The sequence below is a fragment of the Streptomyces sp. NPDC054866 genome, from assembly GCF_053610745.1.
Window position 1 is genome coordinate 56,585 of record NZ_JBSGZA010000003.1, and the last position, 17,924, is coordinate 74,508.

The following is a 17,924-nucleotide window of genomic DNA, read 5'->3' on the forward strand; positions in this document are numbered from 1 at the left end:
CGATACTGGGACGCATGGCTTATGACGATCTTCGCTCCCTGCTCCGTGCACTGGAGCGCGAGGGCGATCTCAAGCGCATCAAGGCCGAGGTCGATCCGTATCTGGAGGTCGGCGAGATCACCGACCGGGTGCAGAAGTCCGGCGGCCCCGCGCTCCTCTTCGAGAACGTCAAGGGCTCCTCGATGCCCCTCGCGATGAACGTGTACGGGACGGACCGCCGCCTCCTCAAGGCGCTCGGCCTGAAGTCGTACAGCCAGATCAGCGAGAAGATCGGCGGCCTCCTCAAGCCGGAGCTGCCGCACGGCTTCGTCGGCGTGCGCGAGGCCTTCGGGAAGCTCGGCGCGATGACGCACGTACCGCCGAAGAAGGTGAAGTCCGACAACGCGCCCGTGCAGGAGGTCGTCCTCACCGGCGACGACGTCGACCTGGAGAAGCTGCCCGCGCTCTTCACCTGGCCCGAGGACGGAGGTTCCTTCTTCAACCTGGGCCTGACCCACACCAAGGACCCGGACACCGGGGTGCGCAACCTCGGCCTGTACCGCCTCCAGCGCCACGACAAGCGCACCATCGGCATGCACTGGCAGATCCACAAGGACAGCCGCAACCACTACCAGGTGGCCGCCCGCAGGGGCGAGAAGCTGCCGGTCGCGATCGCCTTCGGCTGCCCGCCCGCCGTGACGTACGCGTCGACGGCGCCGCTGCCCGGCGACATGGACGAGTACATGCTGGCCGGGTTCATCCAGGGCAAGCGCGTGGAGATGGTCGACTGCAAGACCGTCCCGCTCCAGGTCCCGGCGCACGCCGAGGTCGTCATCGAGGGCTGGCTGGAGCCGGGCGAGATGCTCCCCGAAGGCCCCTTCGGCGACCACACCGGCTTCTACACGCCGCAGGAGGACTTCCCCGCGCTGAAGATCGACTGCGTGACGATGCGGAAGCGTCCGCTGCTCCAGTCGATCGTGGTCGGCCGCCCGCCGACGGAGGACGGCCCGCTCGGCCGCGCCACCGAGCGCTTCTTCCTGCCCCTCCTCAAGGTGATCGTCCCGGACATCGTGGACTACCACCTGCCGGAGTCGGGCGGCTTCCACAACTGCGCGATCGTCTCGATCGACAAGAAGTACCCGAAGCACGCCCAGAAGGTCATGCACGCCATCTGGGGCGCCCACATGATGTCGCTGACCAAACTGATCGTGGTCGTGGACAAGGATTGTGACGTCCATGACCTGCACGAAGTGTCCTGGCGCGCGCTCGGCAACACCGACTACGCCCGCGACCTGACGGTGGCCGAAGGTCCCGTCGACCATCTCGACCACGCCTCCTACCAGCAGTTCTGGGGCGGCAAGGCGGGCATCGACGCGACGAAGAAGCTGCCCGAAGAGGGCTACACCCGGGACGGGGGCTGGCCGAACATGGTCGAGTCCGACCCGGAGACGGCGTCGAAGGTCGACCGCCGCTGGAAGGAGTACGGGCTCTAAAGATGAGTGCTGATTCAGCGACTCCGGAACTGTTCGGGCCCGAGCCCGCCCCGCCCGGCAAGGTCAAGGCGTTCCTGCGCCTCGTCATGATCGAGCACTCGGTCTTCGCCCTGCCCTTCGCGTACATCGCCGCGCTGACCGCGATGTTCCAGCTGGACGAGAACATCCACTGGGGCCGGCTGCTCCTGGTCACCATCTGCATGGTCGGCCTGCGCACGTTCGCCATGGCAGCGAACCGCATCATCGACCGGGAGATCGACGCCCGTAACCCGAGGACCGCCCACCGCGAGCTCGTCACGGGCGCGGTCTCGGTGAAGTCCGCCTGGACCGGCGCGCTGATCGCGCTCGTCGTGTTCCTCGGCGCGGCGGCCCTGCTCAACCCGCTCTGCCTGGCGCTCGCGCCCGTCGCGGTGATCCCGATGGTCGTCTATCCCTACGGCAAGCGGTTCACGAACTTCCCGCAGGCGATCCTCGGCCTCGCGCAGGCCATGGGGCCGATCGGCGCCTGGATCGCGGTCACCGGCGAGTGGTCCTGGCAGGCGGTCATCCTCGGCCTCGCGGTGGGCATCTGGATCGGCGGCTTCGATCTGATCTACGCCTGCCAGGACGTGGAGACGGACCGCGAGGTCGGCGTGAAGTCGGTGCCCGCGCGGTTCGGCATCGCGGGCGCCATCTGGGGTGCGCGCGCCTGTCACCTGGTGACCACGGCGCTGTTCGTCTGGTACGCGGCGGACACCGGAGCGGGCGTCTTCTTCTGGCTGGGGCTCGCGGTGGTCGCCGGGGCGTTCGTCTACGAGCACAACATCGTCAAGCCGCACGACCTCTCGCGGCTCAACCGTGCCTTCTTCCAGGTCAACGGCTTCATCGGCATCGCGCTCTTCGTCTGCGCGCTGCTCGATCTGCTGGTGCGCGGCCTGACCGTCTAGGCTCACAGCGTGAAGCAAGGAGATACGCAGCGTAAGCCTTGGATCGTGGGGGTGTCCGGAGCCTCCGGGACCCCGTACGCCACAGCCGTGCTGCGGGCGCTGCTCGCGGCCGGGGAGAGCGTGGACCTGGTGGTCTCGCGGGCCTCGCGGCTGACGATCCTCGACGAGACGGGCATCGCCTTCCGGGACGCGCACTGGCAGGACGACCTGCGGGAGTGGCTCGGGCGTGGTGCCGACGGGAAGCCGGGGACGTTCGACGTGCCGGTGGACGACGTGCGGTACTGGGCGGCGGGGGATCTGGCCGCCGGGCCTTCGTCGGGGTCGTACGCGACCAAGGGGATGCTGATCGTGCCCGCGTCGACGGCGTGCGTGGCCGGGGTGGCGCTGGGGCTGTCGAAGGATCTGCTGCAGCGGTCGGCGAGCGTGACGCTCAAGGAAGGCCGCCGGCTCGTGGTCTGCGTACGCGAGACGCCGCTGAACGGACAGACGCTGAAGCACTTGGTGACGCTGGACGAGGCGGGCGCGATCGTGCTGCCCGCCTCTCCGGCGTTCTACGCGGGGGCGACGCACATCCAGGATCTGGTGGACTTCGTCGCCGGGCGGACGCTCGACGCGGCGGGGGTGCCGCATCAGCTGTACCGCCGCTGGAAGGGGGAGCTCGGTTCGGGCTCCGCCCCTTCGGCGGACTAGCACCTGGCCACGCACTCCTGAGTGCCTTTTTCTGAAGATTCATAGGGCCTAGACCCTGTTGTACCTTAGATTCTGAACATAGACTCGCGGTATCGCTGAATAATGAAAGGCATCGCACCTATGGACGCCGTGGACAGGCAGCTCATCCAGGCTCTGCGCGAGAACGGCAGGGCCTCGTACGCCGAACTTGGCCGTCTCGTCGGCCTCTCGGGACCGAGCGTCACGGACCGGATCAACCGCCTCGAAGCGGCGGGTGTCATCACCGGCTACCGCGCGACCGTGGACTCCGCGTCGCTCGGCCTGGGCGTCATCGCCCTCATCGGCATCTCCCTCTCGGACGCCGCCGACCACGAGGACGTGGCGCGGCGCCTGAAGGACCTGCACGAGATCGAGGACTGCTGGTTCATCGCGGGTGACGACTCGTACATGCTCAAGGTCAGGGCCAGTGACGTGGACGGCCTGGAGAAGACGATCCGCAGGCTGAGCGGCACGAAGGGCGTCTCCAGGACGCGTACGACGATCGTGCTCTCCACGAAGTGGGAGAACCGCGTCGGGGAGCTGCCGGAGGAGGAGTGACCTCCGGGGCGTACGGTTGGCTGAGGTTTGTGGTGGGTCGTAGGGAGAGGTAAGGGCGAGGGCATGGACGCAGGTCTCAAGCGCGATCTTGAGCAGAAGGTCCGGGACGGTGAGCGGCTGTCCCGCGAGGACGGCATCGCCCTCTACGAGTCGGACGATCTCGCCTGGCTCGGCGGTCTCGCCCACGAGGTGCGCACCCGTAAGAACGGCGACGTCGTGCACTTCAACGTCAACCGCCACCTCAACATGACGAACGTGTGCACCGCCTCGTGCGCGTACTGCTCGTTCCAGCGCAAGCCGGGCGAGAAGGACGCGTACACGATGCGCATCGAGGAGGCCGTCCGCCTCGCCAAGGCGATGGAGGGCGAGAACCTCACCGAGCTGCACATCGTCAACGGCCTGCACCCGAACCTGCCGTGGCGGTACTACCCGCGTTCGCTGAGCGAGCTCAAGAAGGCGCTCCCGAACGTGTCCCTGAAGGCGTTCACGGCCACGGAGATCCACCACTTCGAGACGATCTCGGGGATGTCGGCGTCCGACATCCTCGACGAGCTGATCGAGGCGGGCCTGGAGTCGCTCACCGGCGGCGGCGCGGAGATCTTCGACTGGGAGGTCCGCCAGCACATCGTCGACCACCGCACCCACTGGGAGGACTGGTCGCGCATCCACCGCCTCGCGCACGAGAAGGGTCTCAAGACCCCGTGCACGATGCTGTACGGCCACATCGAGGAGCCCCGGCACCGGGTCGACCACGTGCTGCGGCTGCGTGAACTCCAGGACGAGACCGGCGGGTTCCAGGTCTTCATCCCGCTGCGCTACCAGCACGACTTCGTGGACATGAAGGACGGCAAGGTCCGCAACCGCCTTCAGGCGCGTACGACGATGGCATCGGGCGCGGAGGCCCTGAAGACCTTCGCGGTCTCGCGCCTCCTCTTCGACAACGTCCCGCACGTCAAGGTCTTCTGGGTCATGCACGGCCTGCAGACGACGCAGCTCGCGCTTCAGCACGGCGCGGACGACATGGACGGCTCGGTCGTCGAGTACAAGATCACGCACGACGCGGACAACTTCGGCACGCCGAACAAGCTGACGCGCGAGGACCTGCTCGACCTCATCCGCGAGGCGGGCTTCCGCCCCGTCGAGCGGAACACGCGCTACGAGTCGATCCGTGAGTACGAGGGCCCTGACCTGTCGCTGCGGGAGACGCCGCAGGCGATGCGGGTCTGACGCGCCCGCTGTACGTCATGTGCGAGCCCCGGCCCCTTCGGCCGGGGCTCGTCGCGTTGTCCGGCATGCGGAACATGGTTGAGGCCGGCCGTCTGTAATGGTTAACCTCGACTTATGGCACTTACCTTCCGGCTGGACCCGGAGATCGATCCCGCCCTCCGTGACGGCGTCCTCGCCCTCTGGGTCGACGTGTCCAACGCCGGCGGAGCCGTCGGCTTCGTACCGCCCGTGACGGTCGACGACATCCGGCCCGAGTGGCTGGGGCGCCTGGCCCAGCTGAGCAAGGGAGAGACCCGGCTGCTCGTCGGGTACGACGAGGGCGGCGCCGTCGCCGCGACCGCCTTCCTCGCGTACAACACGCACCGGCTGATGAAGCACTGGATCTGGCTGTACGTGGTGATGGTCCACCCCAAGCACCAGGGCAAGGGATACGGGCGCGACCTGATGGCCGCCGCGGCTGACGCGGCCCGCGGGCTCGACGGGATCGAGGCGATCCGGCTGACCTGCCGGGGCGGCACGGGAGTCGACCGGTTCTACGAGTCCTGCGGATACAAGGAGGTCGGGCGTGTGCCCGGCGCGATCCGCGTCGCCCCCGGTGACGACCGCGACGACATCACCATGCTGCTCCCGCTCGGCTGACGGTTCACGCGAGGTTCGCCGGAGGTGTGCGGGAGGTTCGCGCGAGGGCTCACCCCCTTGCCGGGCGCGACCCCTCCCATGCTTCACTGGAGGGGCTCGTCCTACTCGGGCCCATTTCGGAACGGAAGAGTGGATTGACATGCTCCGCTACACGCTGATGCGCCTCGGGGTCTTCGTGGGCTGCTTTTTCGCGGTCTGGGGACTTGTCTATGTCGGGGCCCTGCCGAAGGGACTCGGGGACTCCAACCTCCTGTGGGTCCTGCTGCTCGCCCTCGTCATCTCCGCGCCCATCAGCTTCGTGGTGCTGCGCAAGGAGCGGGACCGTGCGTCGATCCAGGTCGTCGAGCGCGTGGAGCGCACCAAGGCCAGCCTGGAGGCGAACCGCACCCAGGAGGACCTCGCCGACGACGCGGCCCGCGCGCAGTCGTAGCCGCTCGCGCGCGCTCGTAAGGTTCGTCACAGACATTTCAGCCCCGGTGCTGGAGCAGCCGCTCCAACGCCGGGGTTTCTTGCGTCCCGGGGGTGGCTCTGCCTCTGATTGACCCCGTCTGACCCAAACAAGACCTTTGATGTTCTCAAAGTTCAAGTGTTAACGTGTTCGACATGAAGACAGCAGCCGCGCACCGCATCGCCATGAGCGTCCCGCTCGTGGCGCGCCTGCATGTCGATCTCTGCCGCTGCATGTCCGCGGCCTGTCGTTGCCGTCGTTGACCTGCGCGAGCGAGTTGAACAGCAGCGCGAGCGACAAGCACCAAGTGACATCTGCATTGCGGCGGCGCCGTCACGGCCGTTCCTTCTGACCCCTCACGGTCGCCGCTCCCTCACGTCCCCCGCCATTACCCGGAGTGTGTCCGTGTCCGCGAACTCCCCCGTATCCCCGGCCGACAAGGTCGAGCAGCCGAAGTCCGGCTCCCGGATACCCAAGTTCCTCAAGCTGCCCTTCTGGGCCCAGATCCTCGGCGGTCTGGTCCTCGGTGTCCTGCTCGGCTGGCTGGCCCGCAGCCAGGACGTGTCCTGGCTCGTCACCACCCTGGACAAGGTCGGAAGCACCTTCATCGGGCTCCTGAAGCTGGCGGTCGCCCCGCTCGTCTTCTTCGCGATCCTGGTGTCCATCACCAACCTGCGCAAGGTCAACAACGCGGCGCGGCTCGCCTCGCAGACGCTGGTCTGGTTCATGATCACGTCGCTCATCGCGGTCGTCATCGGCCTCGCGATCGGCCTCATCACGAACCCCGGCGCCGGCACCGGCCTCACCCCCAAGGACGGCGCCAAGCCGGACGAGGCGGGCTCCTGGATCGACTTCCTCACCGGGATCATCCCGACGGACGTCATCACGCCGTTCACCGAGCTCAACGTCCTGCAGATCGTCTTCATGGCCGCCGTCGCCGGTATCGCCGTACTGAAGATCGGTGACAAGGCGCAGCCGATCCTGGACCTGAGCGAGTCGGTGCTCGCCCTCCTCCAGAAGGCCCTGTGGTGGGTCATCAAGCTCTCGCCGATCGGCACCATCGGCCTCATCGGCTTCGCCATCGCCGACTACGGCTGGGACCTGATCAGCAAGTACGCGACGTTCACCGCCGACATCTACATCGGCTGCGCCATCGTGATGTTCGGCGTCTACCCGCTGCTGCTCTCCACGGTCGCCAAGGTCAACCCGCTGCAGTTCTTCAAGGGCGCCTGGCCCGCGATCCAGCTGGCCTTCGTCTCGCGCTCCTCGGTCGGCACGATGCCGGTCACCCAGCAGGTCACCGAGCGGCTCGGCGTACCGAAGGAGTACACGTCCTTCGCGGTGCCGTTCGGCGCCACCACGAAGATGGACGGCTGCGCCGCGATCTACCCGGCGATCGCCGCGATCTTCGTCGCGCAGATCTTCGACGTGCAGATGGGCATCAAGGAGTACCTGCTGATCGCCTTCGTGTCGGTGGTCGGTTCCGCGGCCACGGCCGGTCTGACGGGCGCCACGGTCATGCTGACCCTGACCCTGTCGACGCTGGGCCTGCCGATGGAGGGCGTGGGCCTGCTGCTCGCCATCGACCCGGTCCTGGACATGATGCGTACGGCCACGAACGTGGCGGGACAGGCCGCTGTCCCGGTGATCGTCGCCGCCCGCGAGAAGATTCTCGACCGTGAGGCCTACGAGAACGCGTCGGCTTCGCCGCTCGACGAGTTCGACGGGTCTGTCGACGAGCCGCAGACGGTGCCTGCCGCCGCCTGACGTCCCCCGGCTCGACCGCGACGTGCCCCCGTACCCATGTCTGGGTACGGGGGCACGTCCGGTGCGGGGGTCGTGTCTTCCGGCTACTTCGGGTCGCGGTTGTAGATCGCCTTCGACCAGTGGTAGCCGAGCGCGGAGAGCGCCACGCACCAGGCGATCGTGATCCACCCGCTGTTGCCGATCTCGCTGCCCAGGAGCAGGCCGCGCAGGGTCTCGATGGCCGGGGTGAACGGCTGGTACTCGGCGATCGGCTGGAACCAGCCCGGCATGGACCCGACGGGGACGAAGGCGCTGGAGAAGAGCGGCAGCAGGATCATCGGCATCGCGTTGTTGCTGGCGGCCTCGACGTTCGGGCTGGCCAGTCCCATGCCGACGGCGACCCAGGTCAGTGCCAGGGTGAACAGGACGAGCAGCCCGAACGCGGCCAGCCACTCCAGCGCCGTCGCGTCCGTGGACCGGAAGCCGATGGCGACCCCGACGGCGCCCACGAGGACCACGCTGGCGACCGCCTGCAACACGCTGCCGACGACGTGCCCGATGAGTACGGATCCGCGGTGGATGGCCATGGTGCGGAAGCGGGCGATGATGCCCTCGGTCATGTCCATGGAGACGGACACCGCGGTGCCGACTACGGTGCCGCCGATGGTCATCAGCAGGATGCCCGGGACGATGTAGGCGATGTAGTCGGCGCGGTCCGCGCCGCCGCCGCCGATGCCCGCGCTCATCACGTCGCCGAAGATGTAGACGAAGAGCAGCAGCAGCATGACCGGGGTGAGCAGGACGTTCAGGGTGAGGGAGGGGTAGCGCCGGACGTGCAGGAGGTTGCGGCGCAGCATCGTGTTCGAGTCGCGGACGGCGAGGGACAGGGCGCTCATCGGACGTTCTCCTTGGACTGGTTGGGGACGCCGGCCGGGCCGGTCAGGGCGAAGAAGACGTCGTCGAGGTCGGGGGTGTGCACGGTCAGTTCGTCCGCCTCGATGCCCTCCGAGTCGAGCCAGTCGAGGATGGAGCGCAGTTCGCGCTGGGTGCCGTCGCTGGGGAGTTGGAGGGTGAGGGCCTCGTCGTCGCGGGTCGCTTCGGTGAGGGTGCTGGATGCGTGCTGGTAGGCGGTCGGGTCGGTGAAGCGGAGGCGTACGTGGCCTCCGGGGATGGCCCGCTTGAGTTCTTCGGCGGTGCCTTCGGCGGCGATCTTGCCGTTGTTCAACACGGCGATGCGGTCGGCGAGTTCGTCGGCTTCTTCCAGGTACTGGGTGGTGAGGAAGACGGTGACGCCGTCGGCGACGAGTTCGCGGATGATGCCCCACATGTTGTGCCGTGAGCGCGGGTCGAGGCCGGTGGTGGGTTCGTCGAGGAAGATGATTCGCGGGTTGCCGACCAGGGTCATGGCGATGTCCAGGCGGCGCTTCATGCCGCCGGAGTAGGTGGAGGCTGGCTTCTTGGCGGCCTCGGTGAGGTCGAAGCGTTCGAGGAGTTCGGCGGTGACTCGTCGGCCTTCCTGCTTGGGCAGGCGGTGCAGGTCGGCCATGAGGAGCATGTTCTCCTCGCCGGTGATCAGGCCGTCGACGGCGGAGAACTGACCGGTGACACCGATCGCGGCACGTACCCCGTCCGGTGACGTGGCGATGTCGTGGCCCGCGACTTGGGCCTGGCCGCCGTCGGCGGTGATGAGGGTGGAGAGGATCTTCACGGCGGTGGTCTTGCCTGCGCCGTTCGGGCCGAGCAGCGCGAACACGGATCCCGCCGGGATGCGCAGATCGATGCCGTCGAGGACGGTCTTGTCGCCGTAGGACTTGCGCAGACCGGCGGCGGAGACGGCTGCCGAGGGCGGGGTGCCGTTGTTCTGACTGGACGTGGACATGACAGATGAAGGCATGGGCCCTCCCGATCGAAGGCTGAGGTGGGGTGAAGGGGTGCTGTGCGTCTGTGGGGCCTGCGTTGTCAGGCGAGGGTGCGGGCGCGGACGATGTCGATGTTTCCGTGCCGGGTGCGGGCGCGGATCTTGACGGTGTCCTCGGTCTCCTCCGGGCCCTCGGACGAGGTGAGCAGGTTGCGCACCTGCCCCTTGTCGGAGCTGACGTCGAGCCAGGCGGCCGTGCCCGCGCGGATGCCGACCTCGATGGCGCCGTAGTTGGTCTCCAACTGGACGGTGCCGCGGGCGGCTTCGGCGATGCGCAGGGCACCGTGGGCGTTGGTCGCGGTGACCGAGCCCTCGGCGCGCGCGATCTCGATGGCGCCGTTGGCGCCGCTCACCCGCAGGTCGCCGGTCGCGGTGCCGACGGTGGTGTTGCCGTGCGAGTTCTTCAGTACGGCGGAGCCTTCGACGAGGCCGACGCGGATGCTGCCGGAGCTGGTGGTGATCTCCGCCGCGCCCTCGGCCCGGTCGACGGTGATCGAGCCGTGGGAGACGGTCAGATGGAGCGGCCCGGTCGTGTCGAGGCGGACGTCGCCGGTCGAGGCCTTCACGCGGACCTTGCCGAGCCTGCCCTCGCCGAGCACCTGGGTCCAGGAGCCGCTCACCTCGACGTGGGAGCCCGTGGGCAGTTCGACCGTCACGTCGACGGCGCCGGTGGGACCGATGATGAGGCGCTCCTTCGTCCTGATGTTCAGAACGCCGCTCGCGTACGTGACCTCGGTCTGCTCTGCGGCCCGCACGTCCTTGTCCCTCTTCGGGTTCTGGGCCGCGACCTCGACGACGGTGTCAGGCCGGGCGCCGGCGGTGAACCGGATGGAACCGGCCCCCACGTGCGCCATGACCGAGATCGGTTCGGGAGTGTCGAAAGAAGGCATGGCTGTCCCGTCCTCTTGAGTCTTTGGGGCGTCCCCGCTGGTGGGACGTGGTGTGGGTGAAGTGGTGGGAGGGGCGGGGCCGGGGCGTGGCTAGCGCACCCAGCCCGTGATGCTCTGTCCGATCGTCTGGCTCTTCTGCGTCGTACGCGGCCGGGTGTCGCCGTCGACCGCGGCCGACACGGCGCGGATCAGCCACGCGTTGACCGAGAGGCCCTCGCGCCCGGCGGCCTCCTCGGCGCGGGCCTTGAGGTGGGCAGGCAGGCGGAGGTTGACGCGGGCGGTGCCGCCTTCGTCGCCGTCGGCCGGGGCCGGGGTCCTGAACGGTTCGACGGGCGCGGCCGGCTCCACGGTGGTGCCACTGTCGCCGGGCGGCAGCGTCACCACGAAGTCGGGGTCGAGCCCACGCAGCCGTACGTCGACCGAGCCGGGGGCGAGCTCGCGGGTGATCTCGTCCATGGCGGCCGAGAGTACGTTCAGCATGGTCAGCCGGGTCGCCGACTCCAGGGGAGCGGTGAGCCGGTCGGCCAGCTCGCGAGCGTCTTCCCCGCCGGCTTCGGCGGCCACCGCGAGTTCGCGGCGGAGGGTGTCGACATACGGGGTGAGGTCCATGACGTCATCATGGCACCACCGTGGCGCCATGCGCAACCCTGATGGCGCCGCGTGGCACCGCACGGCACCGAGTGGTGCCATCTGGTGCCGACCGTAGGCTGGCCCTTCTGTGCACAGGCTGTGTGGGAGGGGGCGCCGGGGTGGGCGACATGAAGGCCGGGGCGGTCGGGGCGGCCGGTGGTGGGGTGGCCGGTGGTGCTGCGGGGAAGCGGCAGAAGCGGATGCCGCGGGCCGTGCGGGAGCAGCAGATGCTGGACGCCGCGGTGCGGATCTTCGGGCAGCGGGGTTACCGGGCGGCCTCCATGGACGAGATCGCGGAGGTCGCGGGGGTCTCGAAGCCGCTGGTGTACCTGTACCTGAACTCCAAGGAAGAGCTGTTCACGGCGTGCATCCGGCGGGAGGCCGCGGCGTTGGTCGCGGCGGTGCGGGGCGGGGTGAGCGGGGGCGGGCCCGCCGACCGGCAGCTGTGGTCCGGCTTGCAGGCGTTCTTCACGCATACCGCGGAGCGGCCCGACGCGTGGGTGGTCCTGCATCAGCAGGCGCGGACGCAGGGGGAGCCGTTCGCTGCCGAGGTCACCGTGATGCGCGAGGAGATCGTGGCGTTCGTGACGTCACTGATCGCGGAGGCGGCACGGGAGGCACACCGGAAGCCGGAGCTCGCGGAGCGCGAAGTGGCGGGCCTCGCCCAGGCGTTGGTGGGTGCGGCGGAGTCGCTCGCCGGCTGGGCGAACGGGGATACGTCGGTGTCCGCGAAGGAAGCCGCGGCGACGCTGATGAACTTCGCGTGGGCGGGGCTGGGGGAGTTGATGGAGGGGCGGCGGTGGGTTCCCTAGTGGATGGTTCCGCTGAGGTGGATCTTTCCGGTGTTGCCGCGGAGCTCGAAGTGAGGGCCGTCGGTGGCGTAGGTGACGGTGCTGGGAAGCAGTACGGGAGCCTTGAAGTCGACGCGTACGTGCGCAGTTTGCTGCGTCTCGTGCTCCGCGAGGCAGCGGGCCGCGGTCCACATGCCGTGGGCAATGGCGCGGGGGAAGCCGAGGAGGCGTGCGGTGAGGGGGTACAGGTGGATGGGGTTGCGGTCACCTGAGACGGCGCCGTAGCGGCGGCCGAGGTCGCGGGGGAGGGGCCACTCGGCGAGGGCGGGGAGAGGCCGGCTGTCGGGTGTGCTCGGCGCTTTTGGTCCGCTTGGCGTGCCGGGGCGGTGGCGGGCGAGGTAGGTGCTGCTGGATGTCCATACGACGGTGCCGTCGACGCGGGCCTCGGTGATGAGGGTGGCTTCGGTACCGCGACGGTGGGGCGCCAACTTGCCTGCATACACGACGAGTTCAAGGTCATCGGCGATGGTCGGGGCGCGATGCTGGGTGATCTCGATGGACGTGTGGACGAGACCGGGGAGGGGGAGCGGAAAGGAGCGGGTGGTCATGAGGCGCATGGCCAGGGGGAAGCTGAGGACGTGGGGGTAGGTGAGGGGGAGGGTGTGCGGGGCGGTGCGGTAGCCGCAGAGGCGGGAGTAGGCGGCAAGGTGCCCGGCGTCGGGGCGTACGCCGCTGAGGGTCGGGCGTGAGGCGGGGAGGGGGGCGTCGGGCCGGGGCCGCTTGAACGGGGAGAGGATCGCGCCACGGAGGAGCAGGGGGGCGAGCATGGGGTCCTTTCGGGGTGCGGGTACGGCAACGGTCTGTCTGTGGGTGCGGGGCCGCGCCGGTATGTCCGTGCGGCCCGGCCTCCGGGGAGCCGTGCTCCGGGCAGACATACCGGCACGTCCCCTCCCGAGCGTCGCCGTCTGCAGCCGATCGTCGGCTGATCGATGGTGGCTGCGGGGCAATCGGGTGGGTGGGCGGGAAAGCTTGTTCGTTCAGGGTGGATGCGGGGTGATCGGGCGGGTGGGTGGGGAAGGCTTGTTCGGGGAGGGGACGCTGCGGGGCGCGTAGGGGGCGGTTCATACGAGGGCTACGCCCCGAGCAGGCTTTGGCCGCAGACCCGCACCACCTGACCGTTCACGGCCCCCGAAGCCGGGGAGGAGAGCCAGGCCGTGGTCTCCGCCACGTCCACCGGAAGTCCCCCCTGCGCAAGGGAATTCATCCTCCGGCCCGCCTCGCGGATGAAGAGAGGAACCGCCGCCGTCATCTTCGTCTCGATGAACCCGGGGGCCACCGCGTTCACCGTCACCCCGTACTCCGCCAGCGCCCCCGGCGCGAGCGAGCGGACCAAACCGATGATCCCCGCCTTGCTCGCGGCATAGTTCGTCTGGCCCGCATTCCCCGCGATCCCCGCGATCGACGCCGTGGCCACGACACTCCCGCCCCGGTTCAGCGTCCCCGACGCCAGCAACGCGTCCGTCGTACGCAGCACGCTCGTCAGATTCACGTCCAGGACCGGATCCCAGCGCTCTGCCGGCATGTTGGCCAGCTTCCGGTCCCGCGTGATCCCCGCGTTGTGGACGAGAACGTCAAGGCCGCCCGGCGCCAGCGCCGAAGCCATGCGCTCCCCGGCGTCGTCCGCCGTGATGTCCAGCGGCAGCGCCGTACCCCCGAGCCGATCCGCCACCCGTACCAAATCCGCCTGCGCGGAGGGCACATCGAGTACGACCACCCGCGCGCCGTCCCGCGCGAGCACCTCCGCCACCGCCTCGCCGATCCCCCGCGCCGCCCCGGTGACGAGCGCCGTGCGGCCGGACAGCGGGCGGGCCCAGTCGCACGGGGTCTCCTCCGCTTCCCCCACCTCGATCACCTGGCCGCTGACATACGCCGACCTCGGCGACAGCAGGAAACGCAGCGTCGACTCCGCGGCCGCCGCCGAGCGCATGCGGACCAGCGTCGCCGTGCGGCCCCTGCCCAGTTCCTTGCCCAGGGAGCGTACGAAACCCTCCAACGCCTGTTGCGCCGCCGCCTGGTGGTGGTCTGACGGCGAGACCGGGGCGCCGAGGACCACCACGCGGCCGTTCTCCGCCACCGAGCGCACCACGGGGTGCAGTGCCGCGTGGACCAGGGCGAGGCCCGGGGTGTCGCTTATGCCTGTTGCGTCCAGTATCGCGGCTGTCGGGTGGGTGGAATCGGGTACGGGCGTAAGCCCCGTGCGTTCCAGGATCTTTGAGAGGTCCGCCTCGTGGGCCGATTCGCCCGCCGTGAGGTGCAGCAACTCGCCGTCCAGATACGGGCGTTCCGGTGACCAGCGGCGCAGCGCCGACGGCTGGGGCAGGCCGAGCCTTCGAGTGAGGAAGCGGCCGGGTGCGGTGCCCGTGAAGTTCAGATAGCGGTCGGCCATTGTCCAACTCCCAGCTCGGTCGTAAATTTACTTCAGAGTAAGGTTACTCAAGGGTCAGGAGCTGGTCGAGACATGAAACTGCCCACCACCCGCCGCGTGGCGGTCATCGGCGGCAGCCGCATCCCCTTCGCGCGCTCCGACGGCCCGTACGCGACCGCGTCCAATCAGGAGATGCTGACCGCTGCGCTTGATGGGCTCGTGGAGCGGTACGGGCTTGAGGGGGAGGGCGTGGTCGGGGAGTTCGTCGCCGGTGCCGTCCTCAAGCACAGCCGCGACTTCAACCTCGCCCGCGAGACCGTCCTCGGCTCGCGCCTCGCGGCGACCACACCCGCGTACGACATCCAGCAGGCCTGCGGCACCGGCCTGCAAGCCGTCATCGCCGCCGCCAACAAGATCACGCTGGGGCAGACGGAGTCCGCCGTTGCGGGCGGAGCGGACACCGCCAGTGACGCCCCGCTCGGCGTCAACGACTCCCTGCGGAAGATCCTCCTGTCCGCCCGCCGCGCCAAGTCGGCGGGGGAGCGGGTCAAGGCGCTCGCCCGCGTGCGGCCCTCGCACCTCGTGCCCGACATCCCGCGCAACGCGGAGCCCCGCACCGGGCTTTCGATGGGCGAGCACGCCGCCGTGACCGCCCAGGCGTGGGGCGTCACGCGCGAGGCGCAGGACGAACTGGCCGCCGCCAGCCACCAGCGGCTTGCCGCCGCGTACGACAGGGGGTTCCTGGACGGGCTTGTCGTGCCGTTCCGGGGGCTTGAGCGGGATCAGAATCTGCGGCCCGGGTCCAGCGTCGAGAAGCTGGGGAAGCTGACGCCCGTCTTCGGGGTGAAGGGGGCGGCGAAGGTCCTCAACCCCACCATGACCGCCGGGAATTCGACCCCGCTGACCGACGGGGCCGCCGTCGCCCTGCTCGCCAGCGAGGAGTGGGCCGAGGCTCGTGGGCTCGAACCCCTTGCCTGTCTGACCGCGTACGAGACCGCCGCCGTCGACTTCGTCGGCGGTGACGTCGCCGGTGGCGAGGACGGACTGCTGATGGCGCCCGCGTACGCCGTGCCGCGGATGCTGGAGCGGGTGGGGCTCGGGCTCGCGGACTTCGACTTCGTCGAGATCCACGAGGCGTTCGCCTCGCAGGTGCTCGCCACGCTGGCCGCCTGGGAGAAGCGCGGACTCGGAGTCGTGGACCGGGAGCGGCTCAACGTCGCCGGGTCCTCGCTCGCCACGGGGCATCCCTTCGCCGCCACCGGTGCGCGGATCGTCGCCACCTTGGCGAAGCTCCTGGCCGAACGGGGGGCTCCTGGGCGTGGGTTGATCTCGATCTGTGCCGCGGGTGGGCAGGGGGTGACGGCGATTCTGGAGCGGGGGTGAAGGGGGGCGGGGCGAGTGGGTGTGGGGTGACTCGCCGTTGGCTCCCCAAGCCCGCCCCTTCCCCGAAACCGGGGGCACGCCCCCGGCCCCCAGCCCAAGCCCCTCCCCGCCCTCTTCGCCCCCAAGGAGTTCCACCGATGCCCCCCATCACCCCCCAGCCCGCCCTCGTAGAACCCCACCTGCGTCACCTCGACGGCGTCGTACGCGAAGTCTCCGTGCCGCCGTTCGCCCCCGTCGTCAGGAGTGGATCCCTCGCCGACATCCCCTTCGACAACGCCCGTGAAGCCCCCACCGAAGCCGTGCTCTCCCGCAAGGGCGAGGACGGGCGGTGGCGGGATGTCACCGCCGAGGAGTTCGCCGGTGAAGTCCTCGCCGTGGCCAAGGGGTTGATCGCCGAAGGGCTCGGCCCCGGCGACCGGCTCGCCATCATGGCGCGTACGACGTACGAGTGGACGCTCCTCGACTTCGCGGGATGGGCGGCCGGCCTCGTCACCGTGCCCGTCTATCCGACCTCCTCCGCCTATCAGACCCGGTGGATACTCCAGGACTCCGGCGCCGTCGCCCTCGCCGTCGAGACCTCGGCGCTCGCCGCGTCGCTCGGGCCCGAGCGCGACCGGATGCCCGACCTGGAGCACCTGTGGACCTTCGAGAAGGGGGACGTGCGGCGGCTCGCCGAGCTGGGGCGGCGGGCCGGGATCGCCGATGCCGAAGTCGAGGGCAGGCGAGCCGAGTTGGGGCCCGACTCCGTGGCCACCCTCATCTACACCTCCGGCACCACCGGGCGGCCCAAGGGCTGCGTCCTGACCCACGGCAACTTCTTCGCCGAAGTCGACAACGCCATCGAGCTGCTCCATCCCGTCTTCAAGTCCGTCAGCAAAGAGCCCGCCTCCACGTTGCTCTTCCTGCCGCTCTCCCATGTCTTCGGGCGCATGGTCGCCGTCGGCTGTCTGCGCGCGCGGGTGCGGCTCGGGCACGCGCCCAGCATTCAGACCGAGGATCTGCTGGCGGATCTGAGCGGCTTCCGGCCCACCTTTCTGCTCGCCATCCCGTACGTCCTTGAGAAGGTCTTCAACACCGGGCGCGCCACCGCCGAGAAGATGGGCCGCGCCTCCTCCTTCGACCGCGCCGCCCGCATCGCCGTCCGCTACGGCGAGGCGGTCGAGGCGGAGCAGCACGGCACAGGTCCCGGGCCTGCCTTCGGGCTGCGGCTGGCCCGCGCGCTGTACGACCCGCTCGTCTACCGGCGGATCCGCGCGGCCCTCGGCGGCAAGGTGCGGTACGCGATCTGCGGCGGCTCACCGCTGGGGCGCCGGCTCGCCGCGTTCTACGCGGGGGCGGGCATCGAGATCTTCGAGGGGTACGGGCTGACGGAGACCACCGCTGCCGCGACCGTGACCCCGCCGCTGAAGCCGAAGCTCGGGACGGTGGGGTGGCCGCTGCCGGGCACGCGCGTGCGGATCGCGGACGACGGTGAGGTGCTGCTCGCCGGAGGGCAGGTCTTCGGCGGGTACTGGGACGGGCAGGCCGGGCGTGCGGTGCCCGCGAAGGGGGAGTGGTTCGCGACCGGGGACATCGGCGCCCTCGACGCCGACGGATATCTCTCCATCACCGGGCGCAAGAAAGACATCCTCATCACCACCGGCGGCAAGAACGTGGCGCCCGCCCCGCTGGAGGACTGGCTGCGCGCCCACCCGCTGGTCGGCCAGTGCATGGTCGTCGGCGACGACCGGCCCTACATCACCGCCCTGCTCACCCTGGAAGCGGACGGCATCGCTCACTGGTGCCGCATGAAGAAGAAGGTGCTCACGGAGCACACGGGCCTTGCCGCTCTGGTGGATGACGCCGATCTGCGCGAGACGTTGCAGCGTGCCGTCGACGAGGCCAACAAGCTCGTGTCGCGGGCCGAGTCCATTCGGCGGTTCGCCGTGCTTCCCGTGGACTTCACGGAGGCGAGCGGGCATCTGACCCCGTCCCTGAAGCTGAAGCGGGACGCCATCGAGCGGGACTTCGCCGAGGAGATCGAAGGGCTCTACGGACACGCAAAGTGATACGGGGTGGACACGCACGGTAGTGAATGTCACTCGCTGTCACCTGAACGGGCGGGGCCGCTGCCCCGCGCTTAGGGTGATCGAGGGGCAGACCCAGGGAGGTTGCCGTGCGTGG

Annotated in this window: 17 protein-coding genes; 11 read left to right on the forward strand and 6 right to left on the reverse strand. The window is 69.4% G+C overall.

All coding sequences use genetic code 11. The features are described 5' to 3' along the window. Positions 1-14 precede the first annotated feature (14 nt). The 8 genes from ACWGI2_RS15620 (at position 15) to ACWGI2_RS15655 (ending at position 7,745) form a co-directional block, all read left to right on the forward strand. A complete protein-coding gene (locus tag ACWGI2_RS15620; RefSeq protein ID WP_453397593.1) occupies positions 15-1,472 on the forward strand; it encodes a menaquinone biosynthesis decarboxylase in 1,458 nt (485 codons plus the stop codon). A gap of 2 nt (positions 1,473-1,474) precedes the next feature. Beyond that, positions 1,475-2,398 carry a menaquinone biosynthesis prenyltransferase MqnP gene (gene mqnP / locus ACWGI2_RS15625; RefSeq protein WP_453695829.1) on the forward strand — a complete coding sequence of 308 codons (924 nt, stop codon included), beginning with the start codon at positions 1,475-1,477 and terminating at the stop codon, positions 2,396-2,398. A 9-nt stretch (positions 2,399-2,407) separates the two neighbouring features. Then, positions 2,408-3,088, forward strand: coding sequence for a UbiX family flavin prenyltransferase (locus tag ACWGI2_RS15630; protein WP_453397591.1), 681 nt, complete (start codon positions 2,408-2,410; stop codon positions 3,086-3,088). 120 nt (positions 3,089-3,208) lie between these two features. Next, positions 3,209-3,664 carry an Lrp/AsnC family transcriptional regulator gene (locus ACWGI2_RS15635; RefSeq protein ID WP_160510435.1) on the forward strand — a complete coding sequence of 152 codons (456 nt, stop codon included), beginning with the start codon at positions 3,209-3,211 and terminating at the stop codon, positions 3,662-3,664. A gap of 63 nt (positions 3,665-3,727) precedes the next feature. Further along, complete coding sequence (gene mqnE / locus ACWGI2_RS15640) at positions 3,728-4,891, forward strand: aminofutalosine synthase MqnE (RefSeq protein ID WP_160506500.1); 1,164 nt, start codon at positions 3,728-3,730, stop codon at positions 4,889-4,891. Positions 4,892-5,005: 114 nt separating this feature from the next. Next, a complete protein-coding gene (locus ACWGI2_RS15645) occupies positions 5,006-5,530 on the forward strand; it encodes an N-acetyltransferase family protein (protein ID WP_453695831.1) in 525 nt (174 codons plus the stop codon). 139 nt (positions 5,531-5,669) lie between these two features. Continuing rightward, positions 5,670-5,960 carry a DUF4229 domain-containing protein gene (locus tag ACWGI2_RS15650; RefSeq protein ID WP_453397589.1) on the forward strand — a complete coding sequence of 97 codons (291 nt, stop codon included), beginning with the start codon at positions 5,670-5,672 and terminating at the stop codon, positions 5,958-5,960. 423 nt (positions 5,961-6,383) lie between these two features. Then, positions 6,384-7,745 (forward strand): dicarboxylate/amino acid:cation symporter, encoded by a 1,362-nt coding sequence (locus ACWGI2_RS15655; protein WP_453695833.1) that lies wholly within the window; start codon positions 6,384-6,386, stop codon positions 7,743-7,745. Between the two features lie 83 nt (positions 7,746-7,828). On the opposite strand, the gene ACWGI2_RS15660 is transcribed toward ACWGI2_RS15655, so the two are convergent. The 4 genes from ACWGI2_RS15660 to ACWGI2_RS15675 all read right to left on the reverse strand — a co-directional run bounded on the left by ACWGI2_RS15660 (position 7,829) and on the right by ACWGI2_RS15675 (position 11,141). After that, positions 7,829-8,620, reverse strand: coding sequence for an ABC transporter permease (locus ACWGI2_RS15660; RefSeq protein WP_453695835.1), 792 nt, complete (start codon positions 8,618-8,620; stop codon positions 7,829-7,831). Next, positions 8,617-9,618, reverse strand: a complete 1,002-nt coding sequence (locus tag ACWGI2_RS15665) for an ATP-binding cassette domain-containing protein (protein ID WP_453695836.1) — start codon at positions 9,616-9,618, stop codon at positions 8,617-8,619. Before ACWGI2_RS15665 ends, ACWGI2_RS15660 begins: the two co-directional genes overlap by 4 nt. 65 nt (positions 9,619-9,683) lie before the next feature. Further along, positions 9,684-10,532 carry a DUF4097 family beta strand repeat-containing protein gene (locus tag ACWGI2_RS15670; RefSeq protein ID WP_453397585.1) on the reverse strand — a complete coding sequence of 283 codons (849 nt, stop codon included), beginning with the start codon at positions 10,530-10,532 and terminating at the stop codon, positions 9,684-9,686. A 90-nt stretch (positions 10,533-10,622) separates the two neighbouring features. Then, positions 10,623-11,141, reverse strand: a complete 519-nt coding sequence (locus tag ACWGI2_RS15675; RefSeq protein WP_453397584.1) for a hypothetical protein — start codon at positions 11,139-11,141, stop codon at positions 10,623-10,625. Positions 11,142-11,290: 149 nt separating this feature from the next. On the opposite strand from ACWGI2_RS15675, the gene ACWGI2_RS15680 reads away from it, so the two are divergent. Beyond that, entirely contained in the window at positions 11,291-11,974 is a 684-nt protein-coding gene (locus ACWGI2_RS15680) for a TetR/AcrR family transcriptional regulator (RefSeq protein WP_453696737.1), read from the forward strand. Here ACWGI2_RS15680 and ACWGI2_RS15685 read toward each other — a convergent pair. Then, positions 11,971-12,780, reverse strand: coding sequence for a MaoC family dehydratase (locus ACWGI2_RS15685; RefSeq protein WP_453695838.1), 810 nt, complete (start codon positions 12,778-12,780; stop codon positions 11,971-11,973). The two genes, ACWGI2_RS15680 and ACWGI2_RS15685, sit on opposite strands and share 4 nt — an antisense overlap. A 305-nt stretch (positions 12,781-13,085) precedes the next feature. Further along, complete coding sequence (locus ACWGI2_RS15690; protein ID WP_453695840.1) at positions 13,086-14,399, reverse strand: 3-oxoacyl-ACP reductase; 1,314 nt, start codon at positions 14,397-14,399, stop codon at positions 13,086-13,088. A 72-nt stretch (positions 14,400-14,471) separates the two neighbouring features. Here ACWGI2_RS15690 and ACWGI2_RS15695 point away from each other — a divergent pair, with 72 nt between their 5' ends. Then, positions 14,472-15,761, forward strand: coding sequence for an acetyl-CoA C-acetyltransferase (locus ACWGI2_RS15695; RefSeq protein ID WP_453695841.1), 1,290 nt, complete (start codon positions 14,472-14,474; stop codon positions 15,759-15,761). A 137-nt stretch (positions 15,762-15,898) separates the two neighbouring features. Further along, complete coding sequence (locus ACWGI2_RS15700) at positions 15,899-17,809, forward strand: AMP-dependent synthetase/ligase (RefSeq protein ID WP_453695843.1); 1,911 nt, start codon at positions 15,899-15,901, stop codon at positions 17,807-17,809. The last annotated feature ends 115 nt before the right edge of the window (positions 17,810-17,924 follow it).

What these genes read in the sequence shown, in the direction of transcription:
- ACWGI2_RS15620 (WP_453397593.1), top strand. Translation starts at nt 15, where the DNA reads ATGGCTTATGACGATCTTCGCTCCCTGCTCCGTGCACTGGAGCGCGAG.
- mqnP (WP_453695829.1), top strand. Translation starts at nt 1,475, where the DNA reads ATGAGTGCTGATTCAGCGACTCCGGAACTGTTCGGGCCCGAGCCCGCC.
- ACWGI2_RS15635 (WP_160510435.1), top strand. Translation starts at nt 3,209, where the DNA reads ATGGACGCCGTGGACAGGCAGCTCATCCAGGCTCTGCGCGAGAACGGC.
- mqnE (WP_160506500.1), top strand. Translation starts at nt 3,728, where the DNA reads ATGGACGCAGGTCTCAAGCGCGATCTTGAGCAGAAGGTCCGGGACGGT.
- ACWGI2_RS15645 (WP_453695831.1), top strand. Translation starts at nt 5,006, where the DNA reads ATGGCACTTACCTTCCGGCTGGACCCGGAGATCGATCCCGCCCTCCGT.
- ACWGI2_RS15650 (WP_453397589.1), top strand. Translation starts at nt 5,670, where the DNA reads ATGCTCCGCTACACGCTGATGCGCCTCGGGGTCTTCGTGGGCTGCTTT.
- ACWGI2_RS15660 (WP_453695835.1), bottom strand. Translation starts at nt 8,620, where the DNA reads ATGAGCGCCCTGTCCCTCGCCGTCCGCGACTCGAACACGATGCTGCGC.
- ACWGI2_RS15665 (WP_453695836.1), bottom strand. Translation starts at nt 9,618, where the DNA reads ATGCCTTCATCTGTCATGTCCACGTCCAGTCAGAACAACGGCACCCCG.
- ACWGI2_RS15670 (WP_453397585.1), bottom strand. Translation starts at nt 10,532, where the DNA reads ATGCCTTCTTTCGACACTCCCGAACCGATCTCGGTCATGGCGCACGTG.
- ACWGI2_RS15675 (WP_453397584.1), bottom strand. Translation starts at nt 11,141, where the DNA reads ATGGACCTCACCCCGTATGTCGACACCCTCCGCCGCGAACTCGCGGTG.
- ACWGI2_RS15680 (WP_453696737.1), top strand. Translation starts at nt 11,291, where the DNA reads ATGAAGGCCGGGGCGGTCGGGGCGGCCGGTGGTGGGGTGGCCGGTGGT.
- ACWGI2_RS15685 (WP_453695838.1), bottom strand. Translation starts at nt 12,780, where the DNA reads ATGCTCGCCCCCCTGCTCCTCCGTGGCGCGATCCTCTCCCCGTTCAAG.
- ACWGI2_RS15690 (WP_453695840.1), bottom strand. Translation starts at nt 14,399, where the DNA reads ATGGCCGACCGCTATCTGAACTTCACGGGCACCGCACCCGGCCGCTTC.
- ACWGI2_RS15695 (WP_453695841.1), top strand. Translation starts at nt 14,472, where the DNA reads ATGAAACTGCCCACCACCCGCCGCGTGGCGGTCATCGGCGGCAGCCGC.
- ACWGI2_RS15700 (WP_453695843.1), top strand. Translation starts at nt 15,899, where the DNA reads ATGCCCCCCATCACCCCCCAGCCCGCCCTCGTAGAACCCCACCTGCGT.